This is a genomic window from Microbacterium sp. NPDC060132 (genome assembly GCF_042729675.1).
In the GTDB taxonomy this organism is placed as follows: Bacteria; Actinomycetota; Actinomycetes; order Actinomycetales; family Microbacteriaceae; genus Microbacterium; species Microbacterium sufflavum.
In genome coordinates, this window is record NZ_JBHWXU010000001.1 from 1,957,134 (window position 1) to 1,976,897 (window position 19,764).

Consider the following 19,764-nt stretch of genomic DNA (forward strand, 5'->3'; position numbering starts at 1 on the left):
CATGTCGTCGCCGGACGTCGGCGAGGCGGAGGAGCAGGCCGTCGTCGCGGCCATGCGATCCGGGTGGATCGCTCCGCTCGGCCCCGACGTCGACGCGTTCGAACGGGAGCTCGCCGACCGCGTCGGGGTGGCGCACGGCGTCGCGCTCAGCTCCGGCACGGCCGCCCTGCACCTCGGGCTGCTGGCGATGGGCGTGCAGCCGGGCGATGTCGTGCTCACGTCGTCGATGACGTTCGCCGCGACCGCCAACGCGATCGTCTACACGGGTGCGGAGCCCTACTTCATCGACGCGGATCCGCGCACGGGCAACATGGACGCGGCGCTGCTGCGCGAGGCCCTCGCCGAGCTCCGCGCCGCCGGGGAGCGGGTCGCGGCGATCGTCCCGGTCGACCTGCTGGGCAAGGCCGTGGACTACACCGCGATCCTGGCAGCCGCGGAGGAGTACGGGGTGCCCGTGCTGTCCGACGCCGCCGAGTCGCTGGGCGCGAGCCACGCGGGTCGCGCGACCGGCAGCTTCGGCCGCGCCTCGGTCGTGTCGTTCAACGGCAACAAGATCATGACCACCTCGGGCGGCGGGATGCTGCTGACCGACGACGGCGAGCTCGCCCAGCACGTGCGCTACCTCGCGACGCAGGCCCGGCAGCCGGTGGTGCACTACGAGCACACCGACATCGGCTACAACTACCGCATGAGCAACCTGCTCGCGGCGCTCGGACGCGCCCAGCTCGCCCGGCTCGACGCGATGATCGCGCGCCGCCGGGAGATGCGGGAGCTGTACAAGGAGCTGTTCGCCGACGTGGACGGCGTCGAGGTGTTCGGTGCCGACGGCGACGAGCACGACAACGTGTGGCTCACGTCGATCCTGGTCGACCCCGACGTCACGGGCTGGGAGCCGTCCGAGCTGGCCGCCGCCCTGACCGCCGACAGCATCGAGAGCCGTCCGCTGTGGAAGCCCATGCACGCGCAGCCCGTGTTCGCCGACGCCAGGCGCAAGAGCAGCGGCGCGTCGGAGCGGCTGTTCGCCCGCGGTCTCACGCTGCCCAGCGGCTCGGCGCTCACCGACGCCCAGCGCGAGCGCGTGGTCACGGCCATCCGCGGCTTCCTGGACCGATGAGCGCGCGGTTCCGCCCGTACGACGCGGTCAAGCGCGCGCTCGACGTCGTGGTCTCCGCGGTCGCCCTGGTGCTGCTGTCGCCGGTGATCGTGGCGACGGCCGTGCTCGTGGCGGTGCGACTCGGGCGGCCCGTGGTGTTCGCGCAGCCGCGACCGGGGCGCGACGGCCGCCTCTTCACGCTCTACAAGTTCCGCTCGATGCGCCCGGTCGACCCGGCGCGCGGGTGGGTGACCGACGCCGAGCGCCTCACGCCGTTCGGGGCCCGGCTGCGCTCGACGAGCCTGGACGAGCTGCCCAGCCTGTGGAACGTGCTGCGCGGGGACATGAGCATCGTCGGCCCGCGGCCGCTGCTGGTCGAGTACCTCGACCGGTACACGCCGGAGCAGGCACGGCGGCACGAGGTGCGCCCCGGCATCACCGGGCTCGCGCAGGTGACGGGACGCAACGCGGTCACGTGGGAGAGCCGGTTCGCGCAGGATGTGCGGTACGTCGACCGGCGCAGTGTCGGGCTCGACCTGCGGATCGTCGTCGCGACGGTCGGCTCTGTCGTGCGCCGGGACGGCATCTCGGCCGACGGGCACGTGACCATGAGCAGGTTCGGAGAGACGCATGACTGAGCGGATCGTGGTGCTGGGAGCGGGCGGCTTCGGTCGCGAGACGCTCGACGTGCTGGAGGCGATGATCGCGGCCGGCGCGGACCTCGAGCTGGTCGGCGTGGTCGATGCGGGACCGCGGGCCGTGGAGCTGGAGCGCCTCGCCGCGCGCGGGGTGCGCTTCCTCGGCGGGGAGGACGAGTGGCTGCCCGCTGCGGACGGCGACGAGCGGTTCGTGGTCGCGATCGGCGCGCCGGAGATCCGCCGCCGGGTCGCGGAGCGGCTGCGGGCGTCGGGGCTGCGCGCCGCCACGCTGATCCATCCGAGCGCCGTGATCGGCACGCAGGCGCAGGTCGGGGAGGGCGTGGTGATCACGGCCGGCGTGCAGGTGTCGACCAACGTGACCCTCGGCGACCACGTGCACCTCAACCCCGCGTGCATCATCGGACACGACGCGGTGCTCGCCGAGCACGTGTCGGTCAACCCCGGCGCGATCGTGTCGGGCAACGTCACCGTCGAGACCGGCACGCTGCTCGGCGCCGGTTCCGTGGTGCTGCAGGGGCTCACGGTGGGCGCGGGTGCCACGGTCGGCGCCGCGGCCTGCGTCACCAGGGACGTCGCCGCGGGGACCACGGTCGTCGGGGTCCCGGCGCGCGTGCAGGCGAAGGACACCGACGCGTGAGGGTCCTGATCGTCTCGCAGTACTATCCGCCGGAGGCTGTGCCGCTGCCCGCCGACCTCGCGCACGGCCTCGCCGGGCGCGGGCACCGGGTGAAGGTGCTCACGGGATTCCCGAACTACCCCACCGGAACCGTGTTCCCCGGGTACCGCCAGCGGTGGCGCACCATCGAGCGCGACGGAGACGTGCAGGTGTGGCGGGTGCCGCTGTACGCGGACCACTCGCAGAGCGCCGTGCGCCGGCTGCTCAACTACGCGTCGTTCGCGCTCAGCTCGGCGACCGCGCGACGCCTCTCCCGCGGGGCCGACGTCGTGTACGTGTACGCCACGCAGATGACGGCCGGCTTCGGGCCGTGGCTGTGGCGCGTCACCGGCGGCCGCCCCTACGTGCTGCACGTGCAGGACCTGTGGCCCGACTCGATCGTGGGCTCGTCGATGGTGACGGGCGGCACCAAGGCCAGGGTCGTGTCGGGAGCCCTGGGGCCGTGGCTGCGCAGCGCCTACCGCCGGGCGGGTGCCGTGATCGGGATCGCGCCGACCATGGTGAGCACGCTCGTGTCGCGCGGGGCTCCGGCCGCGCGCACGCACCTCGTGTACAACTGGGCCGACGCGGGCGAGCCGGTGACCTCCGCGCTCCCGCCCGCCGACGAGCACCGCGCCGCCGTGGTGTACGCGGGCAACGTGGGCGACATGCAGGACCTCGCGACCGCGGTGCGCGCCGCCCACGCCGCCGCCGACGCCGGGGTCGTGCTGACCATCGTCGGTGACGGCGTTCTCAAGCCCGAGCTGCGGGCGCTCGCGGACGAGCTCGGTGCCGACAACGTGCGCTTCCTCGACCCGGTGCCGCGCGAGCGCATGGCGGAGGTGTACGCGGCCGCCGACTACGCGCTCGTGTCGCTCAAGGACATGCCGGTCTTCCGCGGCACGATCCCGTCCAAGCTGCAGGCCGTGCTGTCGGCCGGCCTCCCGGTCATCACGACCGTGCAGGGCGATGTGCGCGCGCTCGTGGAGGGTGCGGCGGCCGGGGTGACCGCCGAGGCCGAGGACGTAGGCTCGATGGCGGACGCCTTCCGCGCCGCCGCCGCCCTTCCCGCCGAGGAGCGGGCCGCGATGGGCCGCCGCGGCCGCGACCTGTACGACACCAGCTTCTCCCGCGAATCCGGGATATCCACGATCGAACGGCTGCTCACGGCAGCGGCGAAGGGAACGGGCACACGATGAGCGACTCCTACAACGGCGCGCGGGTCCTGGTCACGGGCGGCACCGGCTCATTCGGGCACACCGTGGCGCGCAAGCTGCTCGAGCGCGACGTCGCCGAGATCCGCATCTTCAGCCGCGACGAGGCCAAGCAGGACCTGATGCGGCACGAGGTGCGCGACTCCCGGCTGCGGTTCTACGTGGGCGACGTGCGCGACTACGACAGCGTGGAGCGGGCGACCCGCGACGTGGACTTCATCTTCCACGCGGCCGCGCTCAAGCAGGTGCCCTCGTGCGAGTTCTTCCCGATGGAGGCCGTGCGCACCAACGTGCACGGCAGCGAGAACGTGGTGCGGGCCGCCGACCGCAACGGCGTCTCCTCGGTCGTGGCGCTCAGCACCGACAAGGCCGTGTACCCGGTGAACGCGATGGGCATGTCGAAGGCGCTGATGGAGAAGGTCGCGCAGTCGCACGGGCTCAACAACCCCAACACCGCCACCACCGTGTCGTGCGTGCGCTACGGCAATGTGATGTACTCGCGCGGCTCCGTGATCCCGCTGTTCATCCGCCAGCTCCAGTCGGGCGGGAACATCACGGTCACGAACCCCGACATGACCCGGTTCATGATGTCGCTCGCGCACTCGGTCGACCTGGTCGAGTTCGCGTTCCGCAACGCGCAGCAGGGCGACCTGTTCGTGCGCAAGGCGAAGGCCACCTCGATCGGGAACCTCGCCCAGGCCGTGCTCAACCTGTTCCGCTCCGACGCGAAGGTCGAGGTGATCGGCACCCGTCATGCGGAGAAGCTGTCGGAGGCGCTCGCCACGCGCGAGGAGCTGTCGCGCGCGCGGGACATGGGCGACTACTTCCGCGTGGTGGCCGACAACCGCGACCTCAACTACAGCGTGTACTTCGAGGAGGGCGACGTCGCCCAGAGCCGCTTCGAGGACTACGACTCGCACACGGTCGAGCAGATGTCGGTGGGCGAGGTCGAGGAGCTGCTGCTGACGCTGCCCGAGGTGCGCGCCGAGCTGCGGGCCGCCGGACTGCCGGAGACCCGCGGGACGCAGGCGTGACCCGGTTCGCGGTCACCGGGGCCGGCGGGTTCCTGGGCTGGCACCTGCGCGGCGCGCTGCTCGAGGCGGGCGTCGAGGTGGCGCCGATCGCCCTCGGTGCGGGCGTCGATGCGGCCGCCGCGATCACGGCGGTCGACGGTGCCGACCGGGTGATCCACATCGCCGGGGTCAACCGGGGCACCGACGAGGAGGTCGGCGACGGCAACCTCGCATTCGCCGAGCAGGTGGCCTCCGCTCTCCGGGCCGCCGCGAACCCGCCACCCGTGGTCGTGTTCGCGAACTCGATCCAGGCGGGCAACGGCTCGGTGTACGGGGAGGCGAAGGCCCGCGCGGCCGGGGTGCTCTCCGCGGCGGCGGCCGAGATCGGCGCGGAGTTCGTCGACGTACGGCTGCCCAACCTCTTCGGCGAGCACGGCCGTCCGTTCTACAACGCCGTCACCGCGACGTTCAGCCACCTGGTCGCCGCGGGGGAGAGCCCGGTGGTCGAGCAGGACAGGGAGCTCACGCTGCTGCACGCGCAGGACGCGGCCGACGTGCTGCGCGGCGCGGTGCCGGTGGCGGGGATGGCCGGGCGCGAGCGCCACGAGACCGTGTCCGGGCTGCTCGCGCGGCTGCAGGGATACGCGGAGCTGTACCGCCGCGGCGAGATCCCGAGCGTCGCGGACGACTTCGACCGCGACCTGTTCAACACGTACCGCTCGTACACGTTCCCGGCGCAGTCGCCGATCGACCTCACGCGGCACGCCGACGCCCGCGGCTCGTTCTTCGAGATCATCCGGTCGCACGGGGGGCCCGGACAGTCGTCGTTCTCCACCACCGTGCCCGGCGTGACCCGCGGCGACCACTTCCACCGCCGCAAGATCGAGCGCTTCACGGTGCTGCAGGGGCGGGCCCGCATCTCGCTGCGCCGCCTGTACTCTGAGGAGGTCGTGTCGTTCGAGGTCTCGGGCGAGGCGCCGGGCGCGGTCGACATGCCGACCCTCTGGGCGCACAACATCACCAACATCGGGGACGACGTGCTCTACACCTCGTTCTGGACGAACGACATCTTCGACCCCGCGAACCCCGACACGATTGCCGAGGCAGTGTGACATGGCCGACAAGCTCAAGGTGATGACCGTGGTCGGCACCCGACCCGAGATCATCCGCCTCTCCGCCACGATCAAGATGCTCGACGAGCACACCGACCAGGTGCTCGTGCACACCGGGCAGAACTACGACTACGAGCTCAACGAGGTGTTCTTCGAAGACCTCGGCCTGCGCCGGCCCGACCACTTCCTGGAGGCGGACACGTCGTCGCTCGGGGCGGCGCTCGGCTCCATCCTCGCGAAGACCGAGGAGGTGCTGCGCACCGAGAAGCCCGACGCGTTCGTGGTGCTGGGAGACACCAACAGCTGCATCTCGGCGGTCATCGCCAAGCGGCTGAAGGTCCCGGTGTTCCACATGGAGGCCGGAAACCGCTCCTTCGACGAGAACGTGCCGGAGGAGACCAACCGCCGTCTGGTCGACCACGTCGCCGACTACAACCTCGTCTACACCGAGCACGCGCGGCGCAACCTGCTCGCGGAGGGGCTGCATCCCTCGCGCATCCTGCTGACCGGCTCGCCCATGCGCGAGGTGCTGGCGCAGAACAGGGAGCAGATCGACGCGAGCGACGCCGTGACCCGTGCGGGCCTGGAGCCGGGGGAGTACTTCCTGGTGAGCCTGCACCGCGAGGAGAACGTCGACAACCCGGAGCGCCTGCGCGCCGCCGTCGACGCGCTGCACGCCCTGAGCGCCGAGTACGGGCTGCCCGTGCTGGTGTCGACCCACCCCCGCACGCGCAAGCGCCTGGAGGCCCTGGGCATCGCCGAGAGCGACGACGTGCGCTTCCACCCGCCGTTCGGCTTCCACGACTACGTCAAGCTGCAGCAGGACGCGAAGCTCGTCCTGTCGGACAGCGGCACGATCAGCGAGGAGTCGAGCCTGCTCGGCTTCCCCGCCGTCACGCTGCGCGACTTCATCGAGCGGCCGGAGGCGATCGACACCGGGGCCATCGTCACCGCGGGCATCGAGCCCGAGCGCGTGCTCGCCGCCGTGCGGGTCGTGCTGGACAGGGCGCGCCGCCCGGAGACCCCGGCCGACTACCGGATCGAGGACACGGCGCAGCGCGTGGTGAGCTTCATCCACGGCACGGTGCCCTCGCACCGGCGCCGCCTGGGACTGCTGCCCGCCGACGCCTGAGCCGTGCCGCGCTAGGCGACGGGCGGCGCCTCGGGGCGCGGCCGCCGCGACAGGTGGTAGTAGCTCGCCCACCACACCACGGCGTTGAGCGCGGAGATCGCCGCCATCGACCACGTCGCACCGGGGATGCCCCACACCTGCGCGCACGCGAGCACCACGAACGGCCGGGGGATGCCCACCGCGAGCCGCAGTGCCAGGCTGCGACCCCCGGCGAAGGCCACCCGGTGCCCGGAGTTGGCGACCGCGCCGATCAGGGCGAAGACCGCCTCCAGGCTCAGCGGCAGCAGGGCCAGGCTCGCGAGCTGCCACGTGTCGCCGAGCAGCTGCTCGCCCCACGCGTCCGGCAGGAACTGCAGCGCGACCAGGAACGGCGCGAGCACCGCCACCTGCAGCAGCGCGACCCGCAGCGCCGCGCGGATCTGCCGGCCCTGCACGTCGTCGCGGCGCGACAGGAACGGCAGCAGCAGGGAGCGGACGGTCGTCGCGATCAGGTTCAGCGGGCCGAGCAGCGTGCCCGCACCGCGCACCGCGCCCAGCACCCGTCCGTCGGACACGAGGCCCAGCAGTCCGGTGGTGAACAGCGCGCCGCCCGAGCCGACGGCGTAGTCGAGCGCGAACAGCCCGCTCACCCTGGTGTCGGCGGGGTGCCGCGACCAGCCGGGGAGGACGGGGGTGCGCGCGACCGCCATCAGGACGTAGCCGGCCAGCGCCCCGCTCGCGGCCCACACCACGAACACGACACCGGCGTCGAGATGCCCGGCGATCGACAGCACCGCGGCCGCGATCGTCAGCACCGACCACGCGGTCGTGGCCACCATCGCCCGACCCGCGGCCCCGGCGGCGGAGTCGAACGTGCGCAGGAAGTCGAACACGATGAGGCCGTGGAACGCGACCCCCAGCACCACCAGGAACGTGTTCGCCGTCACGAGGCCCCACACCACCACGACCACGGCCCCCGCCAGCGCGACGAGCGAGGCCCGCCGGAAGCTGCGGTCGAACGTGTCGCGGTCGGCCGGACGGGACAGGGCCGAGTCGGTGAGCGCGGACCGGATGAGCCCCGACCCGAACAGGTACGCGACCATCGCGAGCGAGAACGCCGCGAACACCGGGACCGACGACGCCCGGGCGACCGTGATCGACAGCGCCAGGCTCGCCAGACTGACCATGCCGTTGCCGCCGACCGCGAAGATCAGGCGGCGGCTGCCGGGCAGGCCGGGGAGCAGGCGTGCGGCCACGGGTGCCTAGCCGTCGGTGCGCAGGGCGGTCAGCGCGTCCTGCAGGGCCGTGCAGACCTCGGCGACGGCCGCATCGTCGAGCCGCGGGAAGGTCGGCAGGCTGATGCCCTCGCGCGAGATCGCCGCCCCGATCGGGGTCTGCGCGCGCTGCGCCTCGGGCACGAACGGCATGTCCTGCACGAGCGGGAAGACCGGTCGCGACTCGATGCCGCGGTCCGCGAGCGCCGCGATCACCGCGTCGCGCTCGGCCGCGGAGCGTCCCACCAGGCGCACGGAGTAGATCCACGGCGTCGGCGAGGCCCCGGGTGCGGTGTCCTGCGCGCGCACGCGGTCGTCGCCGCCCAGCAGGCGCTCGTACTCGGCGACCACGCGGCGGCGCTGCGCGATGAGCTCGGGGGCGCGCTCCAGCTGGGCGGTGAGGATGGCCGCGGCGACGTTGGTCATGCGGTAGTTGTAGCCGACCATGTCGTGGAAGTAGCGCCGCGTCGGGTGGTTGCCCTGGTTGCGCAGCTGGAGGATCGCGGCGTGGAAGTCCGCACGGGGCGTGGTGACCGCACCGCCCTCGCCGCTGGTGATGACCTTGTTGCCGAAGAACGAGAACGTGCTGATGTCGGCCAGGGACCCTGCCGCCCTGCCGCCCCACGTCGCCCCGAGCGACTCGGCCGCGTCGGCGATGAGCACGAGGTCGTGCGCATCGGCGATCCGGCGCAGCGCGTCGTAGTCGGCGGTCTGCCCGTACAGGTCGACCGCCAGGATCGCCCTGGTGCGCGGGGTGATCGCGCGCTCCACGGCCTCCGGGTCGATGCACCAGGTGTCGTCGCGCACGTCGACCACGACCGGCGTGGCCCGCACGTAGTAGACGGCGTTGAGCGTGGCCACGTAGGTGAGCCCGGGGATGACGACCTCGTCGACCTCGCCGATGCCCGCGGCGAGCAGCGCGAGGTGCAGCGCGGTCGTGCCGTTGTTGCACACGGCCGCGTGCGGGGCGCCGGTGAGCTGCGACAGCAGTTCCTCCGCGCGCTCGACGTACGCGCCGCGGGACGAGATCCAGCCGCTGTCGAACGCGTCGAGCAGGTACCGGCGCTCGAGGTCGCCGAGGTCGGGTTCCGAAACGGGGATCATGCGTGGTCGCCTCTCGTCAGGTGCTGCGGCTTGTCGCCGCGCCCGCCCGCCCAGGCGAACACCTGGTCGTACTCCTGCGCCATCTGCCGCCAGGTGCGTGCGCGCAGCTCCGCGCTGAGCGGACGGAGCCGGTCGACGAACGCCGCGTGGTCCGCGGTCGCCTCCCGGATCGCCGCGACCAGCTCGTCCGGGGCGTCGGGATCGAACGTGGGGGCGGGAAGGCCGAGCGTCGCGAGCTGGGCGGTGATCGGGGGGATGCGGCTCGCCACGAACGGCAGCCCGCGCACGATCGCCTCGAACACCGGGCCGCTCGCCGCCTCCCACCGCGTGGGCATCACGAGCAGGTCGGCGGCGGCGTACTCCGCCTCCAGGCGCTCGGCGTCGACGAAGCCGAGCCACTCGATGCGGTCGGCGACGCCCAGCTCGGTGGCCAGCGCGCGCAGCTGATCGCCCTGCGCGCCGTCCTCCGCGCCCGTGAACACCGCGACGGCGCCCGGGAGCTGCGGGAGCGCGCGCACCAGCACCTCGTGGTTCTTGTGCGGCGTGACGAAGCCGGGCAGTAGCAGCCGCAGGGCGCCGCCGTCCGGCAGGGTGCGATCGGTCCAGGGCCCGCTGTTGAGCACGGGCAGCGGGATGAGGAAGGTCTTGTCCGCCGCGGCCGGGAACCGCTCGATCAGGCTGCCGTACGGGTGCGCCCAGCTGCAGATCACGGCCGCGGCGCCCTCGACGTTGCGCGCGATGATCTCCTGGTCCATGGGCGAGGCCAGCCCCGGCTCGAACACCCGCAGGTCGTGCACCGTCACCACGGTGCGTCCGCCGCCCAGGGGGACGCGGTGGAACGGCTGCCACACCACGCCGTCGCCCAGGGCGCTGGAGGTGGAGCGCGCCCGGACGGCACGCACCCGCCCGATCAGCAGCTGCGCGAGCCTCGACGACCGCGGCACCAGGCGTCGCAGCGCCTGCTGCCACCGGCTGGTCGCGCTCAGCGCCACCGTCACCGGGACGATGGCCGAGGTCAGCGAGGGGAGGCGTTCGGCCCAGGCGTCGGCGGCCTCGGCGTTCACCAGACAGCGGAAGCGGACGTCGGCGGCCTCGAGGCCCTCCGCGACCCCCGCCGCCACCACGCCGACGCCGCCCGAGCTCGGGCTGACCGAGGTGAAGTCGAGGGTGAGGTCGGGCACGCTCAGATGTCCACCCGCACGTGCTTGCCGGCCTTCTCGTCGCGCACCTGCTCGAGATCGCCGTCGACCATGCGCTGCACGAGACCGGCGAACGTCGTGGTCGGCTTCCAGCCCAGCTGCCGCTCCGCCTTGGAGTAGTCGCCGATCAGCGCGTCGACCTCGGAGGGGCGCTCGTACCGCGGGTCGGTGCTGACGTAGTCCTCCCAGTTCAGGTTCACGTGCTCGAACGCCGCCTGCACGAACTCGCGCACCGTGTGGGCCTCACCCGTGGCGACCACGTAGTCGTCCGGCGTGTCCTGCTGCAGCATGAGCCACATGGCCTCGACGTACTCGGGCGCGTAGCCCCAGTCGCGGACCGCGTCGAGGTTGCCGAGCACCAGGCGGTCCTGCACGCCCTCGACGATGCGCGCGACCGCCCTGGTGATCTTGCGCGTGACGAAGGTCTCGCCGCGGCGGGGGCTCTCGTGGTTGAACAGGATGCCGTTCGAGGCGTGCAGTCCGTAGGCCTCGCGGTAGTTCACGGTGGCCCAGTAGCTGAACACCTTCGCCACGCCGTACGGGCTGCGCGGGTGGAACGGGGTCTCCTCGTTCTGGGGCGGCGGGGTCGAGCCGAACATCTCCGACGACGACGCCTGGTAGAAGCGCGAGTCGACGCCGCTCGCGCGGATGGCCTCGAGGAGGCGGATGGTGGAGACGCCGGTCACGTCGGCCGTGTACTCGGGGATCTCGAACGACACCGCCACGTGGCTCTGGGCGCCGAGGTTGTAGATCTCGTCGGGCTGCACGTCGCGGATGAGGTTCGTCAGCGAGCCGGAGTCGGACAGGTCGGCGTAGTGCAGGATCAGGTCGGACGGCCGGTGGCCCTCGGCCCTGGCCACCTCCTCCAGCCGGGAGGTGTTGAAGGAGGACGAGCGGCGCTTGGTGCCGTGGACCTCGTATCCCTTGCTGAGCAGGAGTTCGACGAGGTAGCTGCCGTCCTGTCCGGTCGTACCTGTAACGAGCGCCTTCTTCATCTCTGCCCTTTGTGCGTGCTAGCTGCGATTTGTCTGCCGGCGGTTCCGGATCGTGACTATCCTAGGGCGTCGGGGGATTCGCCCGTTCTGCCCGCCCCGTGGCCGGACGGTCGTCGGCCTCGCCGGATCCCTCACCCCGGATCCGAACCGCACGAAGGGCGAGCTGGCTTCTCGATGGACACACTCTCCGGTGCACGGGAGGCGCACGCACCCTCGTCCGAGGACGACGTCGCGACCGCCCCCGCCGGTCGTCCGCCGCGGTTCCAGCGGCTGTTCCGGTCGTTCCCGATCTCGGTCGCCCTGGCCCTGCCGTACGTCGTGCTGATCCTGCCGCAGGCGGTGTGGAACGACAACGAGCACCTCGGATTCATCGTCGGCGTGTTCGCGATCGCGCTCGCCGCCACGCTGTTCGTCGAGCTGCTGATCGCGATCGCCCGGTCGTCGCGGACCGACCGGCAGCGGGAGCGGGGCGAGCTCCGGCCCGACGCCACCCTCGCGCGCCTGAACGAGTACGGCCCGGCCCTCCGCCGGGTGGCCTTCGTGGTGACCGCGGTCGGGGTGGCGGTCGGTGTGCTGTCCGCCGCGGCCGGCGTGGGGTCCATCCAGTCGCAGATCGGGCTCGTGGCCGTGTCCGCGCCGCTCGCGATGGCCTCGGCGCTCGTCGGCGGGTGGCCCACGGTGGGCGTCGCGCTGCTGATCGCGGCCCGGCTCGCGGGGCAGCTGTCGGTGCGGACCTTCTGGATCTGGATCGGTGTCGTCGTGCTCGGGCAGGGGATCGAGGCGTACCTGACGGCGCTGACCGCCTCGCTCATGGCGTTCGCCACGAGCCTGATGATGATGCTGCTGCTGTTCGGCGTGATCCGCATCCGGTACGCCGTGATCGCCCTGCTGGTGGTGCTCGTCGCGTGGCCCCTCGCGTTCGACATCCGCAACGAGCTGCGCCAGTCGACCGGTGTCGCCGTGAGCACCCAGGTCGGCGCGTTCGACCGCCTGCGGTTCGACGAGCAGATCGCCCGTGCCACCGAGGTGACCGAGATGCCGCTCGACCTCGGCCAGCCGGGACCCATCGAGATGCTGCGCTACGGCCTGGTGCCGCGCGTGCTCGACCCCGAGCGGCCGCCGATCTCGACCGGCATCAAGATCAACATGTACCTGGGCGGAAGCGCCACCTCCACCTACACGTTCCTCCCCGTCACGACCACCTACGTGCTGGGCGGCCCGGTGTACCTGCTGCTCTGGTACGCGTTCTGGGCGCTGATCGGTGCCGTGATCCTCCGCGGCGGACGCGACCTCAGCGTGCTGCGCATCGTGCTGATGGGGCTGGTCTTCAGCGGTCCGCTCGGGTGGTTCTCGACCTTCCCCGACCGCACGATCGGCGTGCTGCAGTTCTTCGTGTCCTTCCTGCCGGTGATGCTGTTCCTGCTGCTGGAGAAGACGGCGGTCAAGCGCCGCGCGGCCCGGCGCGAGGCGAAGGCGGCCGCGTCCGGCGAGGAGCCGTCGTGACCGCGGCCCGGCGGGTCGCCGTGCTCGCCCCGTACTACCCCCCGGCCTTCCGCGGCGGGGGACCCGTGCGGTCGATCGCCGCCCTGGTCGACAGTGCCCCCGACTCGTTCGCCCCGCTCGTGCTCACCGCCGACCGCGACCTCGGCGAGACCGTCCCGCTCCCGGTGCCCGCCGACCGGTGGACCCGCCGTGACGGCGCCGAGGTGTACTACGCCGCGCTCGGCTCGATGGGCGGCTTCGTGCGCGGTCTCCGCGCCGTGCGCCGTCGCCGGCCGGAGCTGATCCACCTCAACAGCGTCATGAACCGCCGCCTGTCGATCGCGCCTCTCGTGCTGTGGCGGCTCGGGTTCTGGGGGCGTGCGCGGGTGCTGCTGGCCCCGCGCGGCGAGTTCGGCGACGGCGCGCTCTCCCGGCGCGGCCTCAAGAAGCGCGCCTACCTCGGGCTGTTCCGGCTGCTGGGCCTGCCGCGGCGTGTGGTGTGGCACTCCACGGCGCCGCACGAGACCGCCGACATCCGCCGCCTCTGGGGCGACCGGGTCGTGATCGTCGAGCGGGAGAACGACACCCTGCTGCCCGCGACCGCCACTGCACCGCGGCCGGTCGAGGGTCCGCTGCGCGCGGTGTTCCTCGGTCGCATCGTGGAGCACAAGGGGCTGCACCTCGCCCTGGAGGCCCTGGCATCGGTGACGGCCCCCGTGCACCTCGGCGTGTACGGCTCTCGGGAGGATGCCGCCTACTTCCGTCGCTGCGAGGAGCTCGTGCGCGGCCTCCCCGACCACGTCACGGTGACGTTCCACGGCCCGGTGTCGCCCGACGACGTCGTTCCCACGCTCGCGTCGCACGAGCTGCTGGTCATGCCGACGGCCGGCGAGAACTTCGGCCACGTGATCGCGGAGGCCCTGTCGGCGTCGTGCGCGGTCGCCGTCACCCCGCACACGCCGTGGACCGACGTGCTCTCGGAGGGCGGTGGCGTGGTGGTCGAGCGGGCGGTGGCGCCGTGGACGCAGGCCCTGCAGGCGCAGGCGGCGGCGACCCCGCAGCAGCGGCTGGCCTCCCGCCGGGCGGCCGGGGAGACCTACGGGCGGTGGCGCGCACGACCGCGACCGCCGCACGTGTGGACGTCGGCGCTCGCCGCCGAGCTGCCCTGACCTCCGGCCGGCGCCGCGCCGGTCAGAGGCGGTGCACGCTCGGGTTGCCGAGACGGTTGCGGGTGTCGAACACCGTCACGGCGCCCGCCTCCGCCTGGCGCTCGAGCAGCTCGAAGTCGAAGCGGTCGTGGTCGGTCACGAGGATCACCAGGTCGGCCTCGGCCACGGTCTCCGCGGTGAGCTCGCGGCGCTCGGCCGTCCGCGGCCACTGCGCCTCCACCACGTGCGGGTCGGCGGCCAGGACGGTCGCGCCGAAGTCGGCCAGCAGCTGGATGATCCGCAGCGCGGGGGACTCGCGGCTGTCGCCCGAGTTCTTCTTGTACGCCACCCCGGCGAGCAGCACCGTCGAGCCGTTCAGCGCCTTGCGGTCGGCGTTGAGCAGCTCGATCACGCGCTGCACCACATACGCCGGCATGTTCTCGTTCACGTCGTTCGCGAGCTCGACGAACCGGAAGCTCTTGCCGAGCGTGCGCCGCACCTGCCAGGACAGGTAGCTGGGGTCGACCGGCAGGCAGTGCCCGCCGACGCCCGGGCCCGGGGTGAACTTCATGAAGCCGAACGGCTTGGTCGCGGCGGCGTCGATCGACTCCCACACGTTCACGTCGAGCTCGTCGGCGAACACCGCGAGCTCGTTGACGAGGGCGATGTTCACGTGGCGGAACGTGTTCTCCAGCAGCTTGGTGAGCTCGGCCTCCTTCGGCGTGGACACCGGGACCGTGCGCTCGACGAGCGAGGAGTAGAACGCGTCGACGTGCGCGAGGGAATCAGCGTCGATGCCCGAGACGACCTTGGGCGTGTTCACGAAGTTCCATCGCGGGTTGCCCGGATCGATGCGCTCCGGGCTGTAGCCCACGAAGAAGTCGGTGCCGGCGGTGAGGCCGGAGCCCTTCTCCAGCAGCGGCACCATGAGCTCTTCCGTGGTGCCGGGGTACGTGGTGGACTCCAGCACCACGGTCGCGCCGGGGGTGACGAACGGGGCGAGCGACGCCGCGGCCGACTCGATGAACGACAGGTCGGGCAGCGTCTCCTTGAGCGGCGTCGGCACGGTGATGACCGCGACCCCGAAGTCGCGCGCGGTGTCGTAGTCGGCGCTGGCGCGGTAGCGGCCGGAGTCGAGCGCGGCACGCACGGTCGCGTCGGAGATGTCCTCCACGAACGACCGGCCGTCGCCGAGCGCGTCGATGCGCACCCGGTCGAGGTCGAGCCCCACCACCGTGTAGCCGACCTCCACGGCGCGCATCGCGAGCGGAAGCCCGACGTACCCCTGTCCGATGACGACGACGGGGCGGGAACGGTCGAGCATGGAGACTCCATTCGGACGGGGCGACGCGAGCACGCCGAGACGAACATAGTCTGTCATGCGGCATTCCGGCCGGTCGCGGACGGTCCCGGACGGTCGGGGACACGGCGTCGCGCGCGTCGCCGGGGCGCGGCTCCTGCGGTTGAATGAACCCGATGGACAGTGCGGGAGAAGGTTCGGCGTCGCCGCGGCGTCGCGTGCTCGACGTCGCCGGTGCGTTCATCGCGGTCGAGGTCGATCGTGGCGACGAGGACCGCGCGGCGTCGCTCCTGCGCGGCTGGGCCGACGCGGTCGCCCCGGAGGGCGCGGCGGTCGATCGCACGCTGTTCCTCGCCGAGCTCACCGGGGCCGATGCCGCCGATCTGCGCGCCGCCGTGTTCACCGCGGCACGGCGGGTGCTCGCCGACCGCGACGTCTGGGCCCCCGAGGCGACGCTGCTGGTCGATGACACCGACGGCGGCGACCGCGCCGTGCTGGTCGTCGGCGGTGCCGCGGCGGCGTTCCCGCCCGGAGCGCACCACGGCGGTTTCGTGAGCCGGGGCCGCACGCTCGTGGCGGTCGATCCGCTCGGCACCCTCCGCCCGTGTGCGGCACCGGTCCCGACGGCCGACGGGCCCGTCGCGCCCTCCGCGGCCGATGAGCGGACGGAGGCCCCGGCCCGGCTGCGCCTCGCGGGCGTGCTGCTGCCTTCCACCCTGGCCGACGACGCGGTGCCGCCGGAGGATGCGACGCCGGTCGCGCTCGAACGGGTGCTCCCGGCCCTCGCCGCCGCGGCCCCGCCGTTCCCCGGTGCCCGCGACCCGCTGCGCTCGCTCGCCCGGCTGGTCGCGCACGCGGGGGTCGCCGAGCTGCGTTCACCGCACGACGACGACGCGCACGCCGCCCTCGCCGCACTGGCGCACGGTCCCCGCGGCCTCGGACATCGAGCCCTCCCGGTGGCCGAGCCGCTGACCGCCGCGTCCGGAGAGGCCCGGCTCCACCGCGCGGGCGCGACCGATGCGCTCGTGACCGAGGGCGGGCGCGTGGTCGCCCTCACCGCGCACGACGGCGGCACGGTCGTGGTGCTCGACGGCGGCACGGTCGTGGTGCTCGACGCCGCGGAGTCCGCCGTCTGGACCGGCGACGCGGACGCCGTCGCGAGCGCCGAGGTTCCGGCGGCTGTGGCCCGGCTCCTCGACCGCGGACTGCTGTCGGCCGACCCCGGCTGGCGGATCGCGGACCACGCGACCTGGGCCGACCACGGCGCCTCGACCGTGGCGCTCGACCTGTCGACACCGGCCGCCGCACCCCTCGCCCTGCGCGACTCCGCCCAGTCGGTGTGGCACGTGCTGGTGCAGCGGCGTGCGGTCCAGCGGACGCGACTGCTGGACGAGCTCGCGGCACAGTACGGGGTGGAGCCCGCGGTGGTCGCGGACGACGTGGATGCGCTGCTGGCATCGCTCGAGCGGGCACGACTGGTCGTGCGACCGTGAGGCGCGCATCAGGGGCGGCCGCGGGGCGCCGCGAGCGGAGGGGAGCGCGATGACGGGGGAGCAGCACGCACCGCCCGCCGCGGCGGCGTCGAGCGCGCTGCCGATCGACGCCGCCGGTCGCCTGGCGCACGCCCTGGTCGCCTACACGGCCGCCGAGGCCGGCGTGCGGGCGCTGTCGCTCAAGGGGCCGTTCGCGGCCGAGTACGGGCTGCGCGACCGCCGCCCCTCCGCCGACGCCGATGTGCTCGTCGACCCCGCGGCGCTGCCCGCGCTGCGCGAGCGTCTGGAGCAGCGCGGCTGGCACACCCGCGCCGGCCGCATGCCGCCCACGTTCATCGACCTGCACTCCGTGACGCTGATCCACGACGACTGGCCGTGCGACATCGACCTGCACCGCTTCTTCCCCGGCTTCCTCGCCGCGCCCGAGGTCGTGTTCGAGCTGCTGTGGCAGGGCAGGGAGGTGCACCGCGCGGGCGGCGCCGCCGTGCTCACCCCGTCCCGCGCCGGCATGGCCGCCGTCGTGGCGCTGCACGCCGCCCGCGACCCGCACGTGTCCAAGAACCGCCGTGACGCGGAGTCGGTGCGCACGGCCGTCGCGACGCGCTTCACGGCCGCGGAGGTGCGCGAGTTCTGCGACATCGTGCGCGGCGGTCGCGCGCAGTGGGTGCTGCGCGAGCTGATCGCGGAGGCGGGGCTGCCGCTCACCGCCGACGACGCCACCGCGGACGAGAAGGCGCTGTGGCTCCGGAACCAGCAGCCGGCGCCGGCGAAGGCCGCGTCGCTGTGGATCAGGGAGATCGCCGACGCCCCGCTGCGCGACAAGGTCAGGGTTCTGCTGCACGCGCTGTGGGTGCCCCGCGACGACATCCCCCGCAACGACCCGCACCGTCGGCCGAGCCGGCGCGAGGCCCTGGCCTTCCAGCGCCGGCGATGGGCCAGGGGCTTCCGGTCGCTGCGCGGGTACCTGCGCCGCCGCTGAGCCGCACGCCCGCGGGCGGCCACCGGCGTTCTCCCGGGGAACTGCGCTTGAATAGGACGCGATGTCCTCCTCCGCTCCCACCCGTGCCCAGCTGCGTGCCGACGCGCGTCGCGATGTCCCGCGTCGCGCCCCCTGGCGTCGCATCGTCTGGATCGCCCTCGGCGTCCTCGCCCTCGTGCTCGCGGTCGCCGCCGTGGTCGGGGGGATCGCGGTGTCCAAGGCGCTGACCGTGCGGGACGCCCTCACCCGGGCGATCCCGGTCGCGAGCGGTCTGCCGGCCAAGATCGTCGCCGGAGACACGGAGGGTGCGACCACCGACGCCGCCGCGCTGCAGAAGTCCGCGGCCGCCGCGGTCGCCGAGACCGAGGACGGCGTCTGGACGGCCGCGGAATGGATCCCGTTCCTCGGCCCGAACCTCGCCGCGATCCGCACCGCCGCGGAGGGGGTGGACGACCTCGCCGACTTCGCCGTCGAGGCCGTGCCGACGCTCGACCTCGCCGCGTTCCGCCCGGTCGACGGCGCCGTCGACCTGGCCGCGGTGCACAGCCTCGAGAAGGTCGTGTCGAGCGGTGCGGCGGTGTTCTCGTCGGTGAACCAGCGCATCGACGAGACGGACCGCTCGGTGCTGCTGCCGCAGGTCACCGGAGCGCTGGGCACGCTCGACGACGCGGTCTCGCGCGTGGACGACACGCTGGGAACGCTCGCCCCGATCCTGCGGGTGCTCCCCGCGGCGCTCGGCGAGGGCACCCCGCGCACGTACCTGCTCATGTTCCAGGGCAACTCCGAGCTGCGGGCCTCCGGCGGCAACCCCGCGGCGCTGGCCCTCGTCACCGCGACCGATGGCCGCATCGAGCTCACCACCCAGGCTACGAGCGTGCAGTTCGACAACGCGCGGCCGGAGAGCATCGCCCCGCTCGACCCCGAGACCCAGAACCTCTACTCCGACATCATCGGCCGCTGGATCCCGAACATGACCGCGACGCCGGACTTCCCGACCACGGTCGAGATCATGCGCGCGTGGTGGGCCGACGAGGGGCTCCCGCCGTTCGACGACGTGATCTCGACCGACCCGGTGGCGCTGAGCTACATGCTCAAGGCCACCGGCCCGATCCCGCTCGCGACCGGCGAGACCCTGACGAGCGACAACGCGGTGGCGATGCTGCTGAACGAGGTGTACTTCTCCTACGGCGAGTACGTGCCGGGCAAGGTGCTCGACGCCTCGGCCCAGGACGAGTTCTTCGCGGCGGCTGCTGCGCAGATCTTCTCCGCGCTCACCACCGGCATCCAGAGCCCGCTCGGGTTCCTCGACGCGCTGAGCCAGGCGTCCGACGAGGGCCGCATGAAGCTGTGGTCGTCGAACCCCGACATCGAGGCGATGCTCACCGGGAGCAAGGTCGCCGGCACGCTCCCCGCCTCCAACGCGGACCAGACGGTCGCCGGCGTGTACTTCAATGACACCACCGGCGCGAAGACCGACTACTACGCCGACGCGAGCGTGGTCTCGTCGAGCGACCAGTGCACCGCGACCGGCGCGCCGTCGTTCCGGCAGACCATCACGTTCGCCAACAACATCACGCCGGAGCAGGCCGACGCCCTGCCCTACTTCATCACCGGCCCGCACTTCCAGCCCGGCTACATCGCCACCGACGTGGTCGTCTACGCGCCCGTCGGTGCCACGATCAGCGGCTGGGGCGTGGAGGGCGCCGAGAGCTACACGCTGGTGTCGGAGGGCACCCACCTCGGGCGCACGGCCGTGCGCATCAACGTGGTCACACCGCCGCAGACCGCCGCGGTCATCACGGTCGACATGACGGGGGCGGAGGGAACCACCGGGGCCGACTACGGGCCCTACGACGTGTGGACCACGCCCATGGTGCGACAGACCCCGGTCACGCTCGAGACGCCCGGCTGCGGCTGATCCCGCGGCCGGGGG

General features: G+C 72.9%; 17 protein-coding genes. 12 read left to right on the plus strand and 5 right to left on the minus strand.

Features of this window, described 5'->3' with window-relative positions; all coding sequences use genetic code 11:
• The first annotated feature begins 1 nt into the window (after nucleotide 1).
• The 7 genes from ACFWCH_RS09585 to wecB are packed head-to-tail and all read left to right on the plus strand — an operon-like array spanning nucleotide 2 to nucleotide 6,878.
• Nucleotides 2-1,114, plus strand: coding sequence for an aminotransferase class I/II-fold pyridoxal phosphate-dependent enzyme (locus ACFWCH_RS09585; protein WP_136028763.1), 1,113 nt, complete (start codon nucleotides 2-4; stop codon nucleotides 1,112-1,114).
• Nucleotides 1,111-1,731 carry a sugar transferase gene (locus ACFWCH_RS09590; protein ID WP_136028756.1) on the plus strand — a complete coding sequence of 207 codons (621 nt, stop codon included), beginning with the start codon at nucleotides 1,111-1,113 and terminating at the stop codon, nucleotides 1,729-1,731. Before ACFWCH_RS09585 ends, ACFWCH_RS09590 begins: the two co-directional genes overlap by 4 nt.
• On the plus strand, nucleotides 1,724-2,389 hold the full coding sequence (locus ACFWCH_RS09595; RefSeq protein WP_378803430.1) for a NeuD/PglB/VioB family sugar acetyltransferase: 666 nt from the start codon (nucleotides 1,724-1,726) through the stop codon (nucleotides 2,387-2,389). The genes ACFWCH_RS09590 and ACFWCH_RS09595 overlap by 8 nt, the downstream gene beginning before the upstream one ends.
• A complete protein-coding gene (locus ACFWCH_RS09600; protein WP_378803431.1) occupies nucleotides 2,386-3,606 on the plus strand; it encodes a glycosyltransferase family 4 protein in 1,221 nt (406 codons plus the stop codon). The genes ACFWCH_RS09595 and ACFWCH_RS09600 overlap by 4 nt, the downstream gene beginning before the upstream one ends.
• Nucleotides 3,603-4,655 (plus strand): SDR family NAD(P)-dependent oxidoreductase, encoded by a 1,053-nt coding sequence (locus tag ACFWCH_RS09605; RefSeq protein ID WP_136028753.1) that lies wholly within the window; start codon nucleotides 3,603-3,605, stop codon nucleotides 4,653-4,655. Before ACFWCH_RS09600 ends, ACFWCH_RS09605 begins: the two co-directional genes overlap by 4 nt.
• On the plus strand, nucleotides 4,652-5,746 hold the full coding sequence (locus ACFWCH_RS09610; protein ID WP_378803433.1) for an NAD-dependent epimerase/dehydratase family protein: 1,095 nt from the start codon (nucleotides 4,652-4,654) through the stop codon (nucleotides 5,744-5,746). Before ACFWCH_RS09605 ends, ACFWCH_RS09610 begins: the two co-directional genes overlap by 4 nt.
• A 1-nt stretch (nucleotide 5,747) precedes the next feature.
• Nucleotides 5,748-6,878, plus strand: coding sequence for a non-hydrolyzing UDP-N-acetylglucosamine 2-epimerase (gene wecB / locus ACFWCH_RS09615; RefSeq protein ID WP_136028751.1), 1,131 nt, complete (start codon nucleotides 5,748-5,750; stop codon nucleotides 6,876-6,878).
• Between the two features lie 11 nt (nucleotides 6,879-6,889).
• Here the strand turns inward: wecB and ACFWCH_RS09620 are convergent, their stop codons facing one another.
• The 4 genes from ACFWCH_RS09620 to gmd are packed head-to-tail and all read right to left on the minus strand — an operon-like array spanning nucleotide 6,890 to nucleotide 11,429.
• The gene (locus tag ACFWCH_RS09620; RefSeq protein ID WP_378803434.1) at nucleotides 6,890-8,113 is read right to left on the minus strand and encodes a hypothetical protein; all 1,224 of its coding nucleotides are present in this window, start codon (nucleotides 8,111-8,113) and stop codon (nucleotides 6,890-6,892) included.
• 6 nt (nucleotides 8,114-8,119) lie between these two features.
• Complete coding sequence (locus tag ACFWCH_RS09625; RefSeq protein WP_378803435.1) at nucleotides 8,120-9,235, minus strand: DegT/DnrJ/EryC1/StrS family aminotransferase; 1,116 nt, start codon at nucleotides 9,233-9,235, stop codon at nucleotides 8,120-8,122.
• Nucleotides 9,232-10,416, minus strand: a complete 1,185-nt coding sequence (locus ACFWCH_RS09630) for a glycosyltransferase (protein WP_378803436.1) — start codon at nucleotides 10,414-10,416, stop codon at nucleotides 9,232-9,234. Before ACFWCH_RS09630 ends, ACFWCH_RS09625 begins: the two co-directional genes overlap by 4 nt.
• Nucleotides 10,417-10,418: 2 nt before the next feature.
• On the minus strand, nucleotides 10,419-11,429 hold the full coding sequence (gene gmd, locus ACFWCH_RS09635) for a GDP-mannose 4,6-dehydratase (RefSeq protein ID WP_136028747.1): 1,011 nt from the start codon (nucleotides 11,427-11,429) through the stop codon (nucleotides 10,419-10,421).
• Nucleotides 11,430-11,603: 174 nt separating this feature from the next.
• Between gmd and ACFWCH_RS09640 the strand changes: the two genes are divergently transcribed.
• Entirely contained in the window at nucleotides 11,604-12,932 is a 1,329-nt protein-coding gene (locus ACFWCH_RS09640; protein WP_378803437.1) for a hypothetical protein, read from the plus strand.
• A complete protein-coding gene (locus ACFWCH_RS09645) occupies nucleotides 12,929-14,080 on the plus strand; it encodes a glycosyltransferase family 4 protein (protein ID WP_378803438.1) in 1,152 nt (383 codons plus the stop codon). The genes ACFWCH_RS09640 and ACFWCH_RS09645 overlap by 4 nt, the downstream gene beginning before the upstream one ends.
• A gap of 22 nt (nucleotides 14,081-14,102) precedes the next feature.
• On the opposite strand, the gene ACFWCH_RS09650 is transcribed toward ACFWCH_RS09645, so the two are convergent.
• Nucleotides 14,103-15,383, minus strand: coding sequence for a nucleotide sugar dehydrogenase (locus ACFWCH_RS09650; protein ID WP_378803439.1), 1,281 nt, complete (start codon nucleotides 15,381-15,383; stop codon nucleotides 14,103-14,105).
• Nucleotides 15,384-15,535: 152 nt separating this feature from the next.
• On the opposite strand from ACFWCH_RS09650, the gene ACFWCH_RS09655 reads away from it, so the two are divergent.
• The 3 genes from ACFWCH_RS09655 (at nucleotide 15,536) to ACFWCH_RS09665 (ending at nucleotide 19,749) form a co-directional block, all read left to right on the plus strand.
• Complete coding sequence (locus ACFWCH_RS09655; RefSeq protein WP_378803440.1) at nucleotides 15,536-16,852, plus strand: PqqD family peptide modification chaperone; 1,317 nt, start codon at nucleotides 15,536-15,538, stop codon at nucleotides 16,850-16,852.
• 49 nt (nucleotides 16,853-16,901) lie between these two features.
• Nucleotides 16,902-17,831, plus strand: coding sequence for a nucleotidyltransferase family protein (locus ACFWCH_RS09660; protein ID WP_168442767.1), 930 nt, complete (start codon nucleotides 16,902-16,904; stop codon nucleotides 17,829-17,831).
• Between the two features lie 61 nt (nucleotides 17,832-17,892).
• A complete protein-coding gene (locus ACFWCH_RS09665; RefSeq protein WP_136028741.1) occupies nucleotides 17,893-19,749 on the plus strand; it encodes a DUF4012 domain-containing protein in 1,857 nt (618 codons plus the stop codon).
• Nucleotides 19,750-19,764 lie beyond the last annotated feature (15 nt).

Coding starts and splice junctions, on each gene's coding strand:
- ACFWCH_RS09605 (WP_136028753.1), top strand. CDS start 3,603: ATGAGCGACTCCTACAACGGCGCGCGGGTCCTGGTCACGGGCGGCACC.
- ACFWCH_RS09665 (WP_136028741.1), top strand. CDS start 17,893: ATGTCCTCCTCCGCTCCCACCCGTGCCCAGCTGCGTGCCGACGCGCGT.
- ACFWCH_RS09590 (WP_136028756.1), top strand. CDS start 1,111: ATGAGCGCGCGGTTCCGCCCGTACGACGCGGTCAAGCGCGCGCTCGAC.
- wecB (WP_136028751.1), top strand. CDS start 5,748: ATGGCCGACAAGCTCAAGGTGATGACCGTGGTCGGCACCCGACCCGAG.
- ACFWCH_RS09625 (WP_378803435.1), bottom strand. CDS start 9,235: ATGATCCCCGTTTCGGAACCCGACCTCGGCGACCTCGAGCGCCGGTAC.
- ACFWCH_RS09655 (WP_378803440.1), top strand. CDS start 15,536: ATGGACAGTGCGGGAGAAGGTTCGGCGTCGCCGCGGCGTCGCGTGCTC.
- ACFWCH_RS09595 (WP_378803430.1), top strand. CDS start 1,724: ATGACTGAGCGGATCGTGGTGCTGGGAGCGGGCGGCTTCGGTCGCGAG.
- gmd (WP_136028747.1), bottom strand. CDS start 11,429: ATGAAGAAGGCGCTCGTTACAGGTACGACCGGACAGGACGGCAGCTAC.
- ACFWCH_RS09650 (WP_378803439.1), bottom strand. CDS start 15,383: ATGCTCGACCGTTCCCGCCCCGTCGTCGTCATCGGACAGGGGTACGTC.
- ACFWCH_RS09660 (WP_168442767.1), top strand. CDS start 16,902: ATGACGGGGGAGCAGCACGCACCGCCCGCCGCGGCGGCGTCGAGCGCG.
- ACFWCH_RS09585 (WP_136028763.1), top strand. CDS start 2: ATGTCGTCGCCGGACGTCGGCGAGGCGGAGGAGCAGGCCGTCGTCGCG.
- ACFWCH_RS09640 (WP_378803437.1), top strand. CDS start 11,604: ATGGACACACTCTCCGGTGCACGGGAGGCGCACGCACCCTCGTCCGAG.